The organism is Bacteroides sp. 43_46 (assembly GCF_001915455.1).
In the GTDB taxonomy this organism is placed as follows: domain Bacteria; phylum Bacteroidota; class Bacteroidia; order Bacteroidales; family Bacteroidaceae; genus Bacteroides; species Bacteroides caccae.
In genome coordinates this window covers 35,113-42,451 of the sequence record NZ_MNQN01000106.1, presented here as the reverse complement: position 1 = coordinate 42,451, position 7,339 = coordinate 35,113, and the positions used below count along the sequence as shown (strand labels likewise).

At 43.1% G+C, this 7,339-nt stretch carries 6 protein-coding genes and 1 pseudogene; 6 read left to right on the top strand and 1 reads right to left on the bottom strand.

Translation table 11 applies throughout. The features are described 5' to 3' along the window. From BHV72_RS09915 to BHV72_RS09905, 3 genes are all read left to right on the top strand, one after another. Positions 1-501: GFO_1088 family ECF-type sigma factor (locus BHV72_RS09915; RefSeq protein WP_286855676.1), on the top strand; the 501-nt coding region annotated here is incomplete at its 5' end. Then, complete coding sequence (locus tag BHV72_RS09910) at positions 491-970, top strand: PG0215 family putative anti-sigma factor (RefSeq protein ID WP_055170052.1); 480 nt, start codon at positions 491-493, stop codon at positions 968-970. The genes BHV72_RS09915 and BHV72_RS09910, both read left to right, overlap by 11 nt. A 211-nt stretch (positions 971-1,181) precedes the next feature. Further along, the gene (locus tag BHV72_RS09905) at positions 1,182-1,886 is read left to right on the top strand and encodes a YgjP family zinc-dependent metalloprotease (protein ID WP_005679219.1); all 705 of its coding nucleotides are present in this window, start codon (positions 1,182-1,184) and stop codon (positions 1,884-1,886) included. Between the two features lie 32 nt (positions 1,887-1,918). Here BHV72_RS09905 and BHV72_RS09900 read toward each other — a convergent pair whose 3' ends face one another. Then, positions 1,919-2,314 carry a hypothetical protein gene (locus BHV72_RS09900; RefSeq protein ID WP_005679220.1) on the bottom strand — a complete coding sequence of 132 codons (396 nt, stop codon included), beginning with the start codon at positions 2,312-2,314 and terminating at the stop codon, positions 1,919-1,921. A gap of 172 nt (positions 2,315-2,486) precedes the next feature. Between BHV72_RS09900 and rimP the strand changes: the two genes are divergently transcribed. The 3 genes and pseudogenes from rimP to infB all read left to right on the top strand — a co-directional run bounded on the left by rimP (position 2,487) and on the right by infB (position 7,329). Beyond that, positions 2,487-2,948 (top strand): ribosome assembly cofactor RimP, encoded by a 462-nt coding sequence (gene rimP, locus BHV72_RS09895; protein ID WP_286855673.1) that lies wholly within the window; start codon positions 2,487-2,489, stop codon positions 2,946-2,948. A gap of 2 nt (positions 2,949-2,950) precedes the next feature. Then, entirely contained in the window at positions 2,951-4,243 is a 1,293-nt protein-coding gene (gene nusA, locus BHV72_RS09890; protein WP_286855672.1) for a transcription termination factor NusA, read from the top strand. Between the two features lie 6 nt (positions 4,244-4,249). After that, positions 4,250-7,329: pseudogene (gene infB, locus BHV72_RS09885) on the top strand (translation initiation factor IF-2). Positions 7,330-7,339 lie beyond the last annotated feature (10 nt).

Below are 7,339 nucleotides of genomic sequence, written 5' to 3'. Positions count from 1 at the left end.
ATCAGCTTCCGAAACGATATTTTGCCGTTGAAGGACAAACTCTTTCGATTGGCGCTCAGAATCACCCTGGATAGGGCAGAAGCCGAGGATGTCGTTCAGGACACCATGATAAGAGTGTGGAGCAAGCGTGATGAGTGGTCGCAATTTGAATCGGTTGAAGCCTATTGCCTGATAGTGGCAAAGAACCTTGCGATAGACCGGAGTCAGAAGAAAGAGGCTCAAAACGTGGAACTCACCCCCGAAATGGAGGAAGAACCTGATGCAAACAGTCCGTACGATCGGATGATTCATGATGAAAAAATGAACATCATCAATAGGTTGGTCAACGAACTTCCCGAAAAACAGCGGCTTATCATGCAACTGAGGGACATTGAAGGTGAAAGCTATAAAAAAATTGCAACCCTGCTGAATCTGACAGAGGAACAAGTCAAAGTGAATCTCTTCAGAGCCAGGCAAAAGGTAAAACAAAGGTATTTAGAAATTGACGAATATGGATTATAAGGATATAGAACAGCTCCTGGAGCGATACTGGCAATGTGAAACTTCCGTTGAGGAGGAATCAAGATTGCGTGACTTCTTCTCGAAAGAAGACGTACCGGCTCATTTGCTTCGCTATAAGAACTTGTTTGTTTATCAGCAGGTTCAGCAAGAAGTAGGGCTGGGTGAGGACTTTGATGCACGTATTCTGGCAGAAGTGGAGGTCCCGGTAGTGAAAGCAAAACGTCTGACACTGACGAGTCGCTTTATTCCTCTGTTCAAAGCCGCTGCCGTGATTGCAATCATTCTCGGATTGGGAAATGTGGCACAACATTCTTTCTCGGGAGATGAGGGAAGTGTATTGGCCACAGATACCATTGGTAAACAAGTAACTGCACCGTCGGTCGCTATCTCGAACGATGTGAAAGCGGATCAGGTCTTGGCTGATAGTCTGGCGAAGATCAACCACAAGATGCAGGTTATTAATGAATAGACATTTTCATTTGCTTTAAACATATAATATAGTTAGTGTGCTTAATTAAAACAACATCGAAAGCGAAACTGTGAAGTTTTCAATTCTCTCAAATTTTTATAATGAAACTAACTAAATAAATGGGCTACCGCGAGATGCAGTAGCCCTTTTATGTTTCTAAGAGTGGAAGAATCTTTTTTTTATTACTTTTGTACCTGTTATTAGGAGACTTATGATGAAGGAGGCAATTATAGAAGATGAAGAACTTGGACGGTTAATAGTGCGTGTTAATTTGCGTGCTAAAAGTCTTGTCTTTCGTACAAAGAGTGATGCGGTATACGTTTCAGTCCCTTCCGGCACAACGATGAAAGAGGTAAAACGGGCGATTGAAGATTTACGTAGTAAGTTGCTGGCTTCTCGTCAACGATTGAATCGTCCGTTAATTGATTTGAATTATAAGATTGATGCAGAATATTTCAAGTTGTCTTTGGTGTCCGGAGAGAAAGAGCAGTTTCTGGCAAATTCCCGATTGGGATGTATGCAGATTATTTGTCCGCCAAATGCGGACTTTACTGATGAGAAATTGCAGAGTTGGCTACGAAAGGTGATTGAAGAATCGTTGAGGCGGAATGCAAAAAGTATTCTTCCTCCACGTTTAGACCGTCTTTCCAAACAATGCGGATTGCCCTATGCAAGCGTGAAGATAAATTCCAGTCAGGGGCGGTGGGGGAGTTGTTCGACAAAGAAGGATATTAATTTATCCTATTACCTTGTTTTGTTGCCTTCTTATTTGATTGATTATGTGCTTTTGCATGAACTATGTCATACCCGTGAGATGAATCATAGTGAACGTTTTTGGTCTCTACTGAATCAATTCACGGAAGGAAAAGCTCTTGCTCTACGGGGAGAACTGAAGAAATATCGGACAGAAATATAAAGAGTTCCTTTGTCTTTATCTTGCTTTACCGTTTATTTCGCCAGTTGCTTAATTCCGTCTTCCTCTTTCTCAAACTGATAATTACCCCCTCTTTCGCTTAGGTCGAAAGTCGATACTAATTCAGTTTTGTTATCTACAATTAACAATGCACTCTGCTCGGCAAAACGACCGACTTCCACTGTATAAGGTTCTTCTATGATAGTCTTATTGGAAATGAGACTGTCGTTGACAAACAAAGAAATTGAATCGCCGGTAAAGCCTTTGACCAGACTAATCGTATATGTTTCGATAAAATGTCGTTCTTCCTGTTGCTTCTGTTGCAGTCGCATACTCATATAGATGAAAATCACTACGACAAAAATGACGGCAAAAGCGAGGATTCCATTGCCGACCATGAACTGTTTGTTGGTGTTGAGACGATGCGCCATAGTTGTTATTTTTTTTAATTGCGGCGTAAAGATACGAATATCGCACTGTTAATTCATACTTTTTTTCTTTAATGTTTTGTAGTCGAATAGATTATTTATATCTTTGCAACCGAAAACGGATGAAAGGTGGAGGGGCAATTAAGCTCCTTTTTTTGTTCTTAATAGCTAATAAATGATAGAAAAGAAAACTGTTTGTCAGATTGTTGAAGAGTGGCTGGAAGGAAAAGATTACTTTTTGGTAGAGGTAACTGTGAGCCCGGATGACAAAATTGTGGTCGAAATTGACCATGCAGAAGGCGTTTGGATTGAAGATTGCGTGGAGCTTAGCCGCTACATTGAATCGAAACTGAACCGTGAAGAGGAAGATTATGAACTGGAAGTAGGGTCGGCCGGTATAGGACAGCCCTTTAAAGTGCTGCAGCAGTATTACATCCACATCGGACAAGAAGTGGAAGTGATGACCAAAGGCGGACAGAAACTGACTGGTATCCTAAAGGATGCCGATGAAGAGAAGTTTACGGTAACCGTACAAAAGAAGGTGAAACTCGAAGGATCCAAGCGACCAAAGCTGGTGGAAGAAGACGAAACCTTTACTTATGAGCAAATAAAATATACTATAATTAGCTTTAAATAGTTATGGCCAAAAAAGAAGAAACAATCAGCTTGATTGATACATTTTCGGAATTTAAGGAACTGAAGAATATCGATAGAACGACAATGGTTAGTGTACTCGAGGAGTCGTTCCGTAGCGTAATCGCGAAAATGTTTGGCACCGATGAAAATTACGACGTGATCGTGAATCCGGATAAGGGGGATTTCGAGATATGGCGTAACCGTGAAGTTGTGGCCGATGAAGATTTGACTAACCCGAATATGCAGATTGCGTTGAGTGAGGCGCAGAAAATTGACGCTTCATACGAAGAAGGCGAAGAGGTGACTGATGAAGTTATTTTTGCGAAATTCGGTCGTCGTGCTATCCTGAACCTCCGCCAGACATTGGCTTCCAAGATTCTGGAACTGGAAAAAGACAGTATTTATAATAAATATATAGATAAGGTAGGTACAATTATCAATGCAGAAGTGTATCAGATCTGGAAAAAGGAAATGTTGCTTCTCGACGATGAAGGAAACGAACTGCTGCTGCCCAAGACCGAACAAATCCCGAGCGATTTTTATCGTAAAGGTGAAACGGCACGCGCAGTGGTTGCCCGCGTAGACAACAAGAATAATAATCCTAAGATTATCTTGTCACGTACTTCTCCCGTTTTCTTGCAACGTCTGTTTGAGATGGAAGTACCTGAAATAAATGATGGTCTGATAACTATCAAGAAGATTACCCGCATCCCCGGCGAACGTGCCAAGATTGCGGTAGAATCTTATGATGACAGAATCGATCCCGTAGGAGCCTGTGTAGGTGTAAAGGGGAGTCGTATTCATGGCATCGTTCGTGAACTTCGCAATGAGAATATCGACGTAATTAACTATACATCGAATATTTCATTGTTTATACAGCGTGCTTTAAGCCCGGCGAAAATTTCTTCTATTCGTTTGAACGAGGAGGAGAAGAAAGCAGAGGTGTTCCTCAAACCGGAAGAAGTATCGCTGGCTATCGGTAAAGGCGGTTTGAATATCAAACTGGCCAGTATGTTAACTGAGTACACTATCGACGTGTTCCGTGAGTTGGATGAGAATGTAGCTGATGAAGATATCTATCTTGACGAGTTCAGAGACGAAATCGATGGTTGGGTGATTGATGCAATCAAGGCTATCGGTATTGATACGGCAAAAGCTGTGTTGAATGCTCCTCGTGAGATGTTGATTGAAAAGACGGACCTGGAAGAAGAGACAGTGGACGAGGTAATACGCATTTTGAAATCGGAGTTTGAAGAAGAAGAACCGGAAGAAGAACCGGAACAAGGACAAGAGTAATAGGCAATTACGATAAGGTTAAACAAAGTTACAAGAGATTTGAATGTAGGAATCGCGACGGTAGTTGAGTTCCTGCAAAAGAAAGGGTATACCGTTGAGGCTAATCCTAATACAAAAATTAGCGAGGAGCAGTACGCTATACTCGTAAAAGAGTTTAGTACGGATAAGAACCTTAGACTTGAATCGGAGCGTTTCATTCAGGAACGTCAGAATAAGGATCGTAATAAGGCATCGGTTTCGATTGAAGGCTTCGAAAAGCAACAGGAAAAACCGAAGTCGGAAGATGTGATCAAGACAGTCGTACCTGAGGATGCACGTCCGAAGTTTAAACCTGTCGGTAAAATTGATTTGGATAAATTAAACGGTCGTAAAACTGATAAAGTAGAAAAGGAACCGGAACAGAAAAAGGAAACTGTGGTAGAACGTCCTGTGGTGGAACGTCCGATAGTAGCGGAACGCCCTGTCGTTGAACCGGAAGTGAAGAAAGAACCCGAAAAGAAAGAGCCTGAAGTAAAAAAGGAAGAGGTGGTGGCACCTGCTCCAACTCCGGCCGAACCTATGGTGGTGAAACAACCGGAACCTGTAGCAGAACCGAAACCGGCAGAAGTTGAAAAAGTGGTAGTGGAAGAAGTGATTAAGGAAGAGCCGAAGAAGGTAGAAGCACCTGTGAAGGCAGAAGAACATAAAAAAGAAGAAAAGCCTGTGGAAGCAGTAGCATCGACAGAAGTCGTTTCGGAAGAAAAAGACGCTCCTAAGGAAGACGAGGTTTTCAAGATCCGTCAGCCGGAACTGGGAGCAAAGATTAATGTAATCGGTCAGATTGACCTTGCAGCATTGAATCAGTCAACTCGCCCTAAGAAGAAATCGAAGGAAGAGAAACGTCGTGAACGTGAAGAAAAAGAGAAAATCCGCCAGGATCAGAAGAAACTGATGAAGGAAGCGATTATCAAGGAAATCCGTAAAGATGATGCCAAACAGGCTAAGAGCGGACCGAAAGATAACGCGGATGCAGCCGGTAACAAGAAAAAACGGAATCGTATCAGCAAAGAGAAGGTGGATGTGAATAACGTTGCAACTTCCAACTTTGCAGCTCCGAGACCGAATGTGCAAGGCAAAGGCGGTAATAATAATGGTGGTAATAACCAAGGTAACAATAACAACAATAATAGAAGAAACAATAACAAGGATCGTTTCAAAAAGCCGGTTATCAAACAGGAAGTAAGTGAAGAAGATGTAGCAAAACAGGTAAAAGAAACCTTGGCTCGTCTGACCACTAAAGGTAAGAACAAGACTTCCAAATACCGTAAGGAGAAACGTGAAATGGCTTCCAACCGTATGCAGGAACTGGAAGATCAGGAAATGGCAGACAGCAAAGTATTGAAGCTGACCGAATTTGTTACAGCTAATGAATTAGCTACAATGATGGACGTTTCTGTCAACCAGGTTATTGCTACTTGTATGAGTATTGGCATCATGGTTTTCTGGTGGCCGAAGAATTTGGTTTCAAGACCGAATATGTAAGTGCGGAAGTGGCACAGGCTATCGTGGAAGAAGAAGATGCTCCGGAAGATTTGCAGCCGCGTGCTCCGATTGTTACTGTAATGGGACATGTTGACCATGGTAAGACTTCATTGCTTGACTATATCCGTAAGGCGAATGTGATTGCCGGTGAAGCCGGAGGTATCACACAACATATCGGTGCATACAATGTGAAGTTGGAAGACGGTCGCCGTATTACATTCCTTGATACTCCGGGACATGAGGCGTTTACCGCTATGCGTGCCCGTGGTGCGAAAGTAACGGATATTGCGATTATTATTGTAGCGGCGGATGATAACGTGATGCCGCAGACAAAGGAGGCCATCAACCATGCAATGGCGGCGGGTGTACCTATTGTGTTTGCTATCAATAAGGTGGATAAACCGACTGCAAATCCGGATAAGATTAAAGAAGAATTGGCTGCTATGAATTACCTTGTTGAAGAATGGGGTGGTAAGTATCAGTCACAAGATATCTCTGCCAAGAAAGGTATGGGAGTGGAAGATTTGTTGGAAAAGGTATTGCTGGAAGCCGAAATGCTCGACTTGAAGGCAAACCCGAACCGTAACGCTACGGGATCTATTATCGAGTCTTCACTTGACAAGGGACGTGGTTATGTAGCTACGGTATTGGTATCTAACGGTACTCTGAAAGTCGGAGATATCGTATTGGCCGGAACTAGCTATGGTCGTGTGAAGGCTATGTTCAATGAACGTAATCAACGTATCAAAGAAGCGGGTCCTGCTGAACCGGCATTGATTCTGGGATTGAACGGTGCTCCTGCTGCCGGTGACACTTTCCATGTGGTAGAAAGCGACCAGGAAGCTCGTGAAATCACCAACAAACGTGAACAGTTGGCTCGTGAACAAGGCTTGCGTACGCAGAAGATTCTTACTTTGGATGAATTGGGTCGTCGTATTGCTTTGGGTAACTTCCAGGAATTGAATATTATCGTTAAGGGTGACGTGGATGGTTCTGTGGAAGCATTGAGCGACTCGTTGATCAAGTTGTCTACGGAACAAATTCAGGTAAATGTCATCCATAAGGGTGTGGGAGCAATTTCCGAATCGGATGTTTCTCTGGCCGCTGCTTCGGATGCGATTATCGTGGGATTCCAGGTACGTCCTTCAGGTGCTGCCGCTAAGATGGCTGAACAGGAAGGTGTCGATATCCGTAAGTACTCTGTCATCTACGATGCAATTGAAGAGGTGAAGTCTGCTATGGAAGGTATGTTGGCGCCGGAAGTGAAGGAGCAGGTGACTGCTACTATCGAAATCCGCGAGGTGTTCAATATCACGAAAGTAGGTTTGGTAGCCGGTGCAATGGTGAAAACCGGAAAGGTGAAACGAAGCGACAAGGCTCGTTTGATTCGCGACGGTATCGTAATCTTTACCGGGAATATCAATGCGCTGAAACGCTTCAAGGACGATGTGAAGGAAGTAGGTACAAACTTTGAGTGTGGTATCAGCTTAGTGAACTGCAACGACATGAAGGTAGGCGATATGATCGAGGCATTCGAAGAAATAGAAGTGAAACAGACATTATAATTTGTACTGA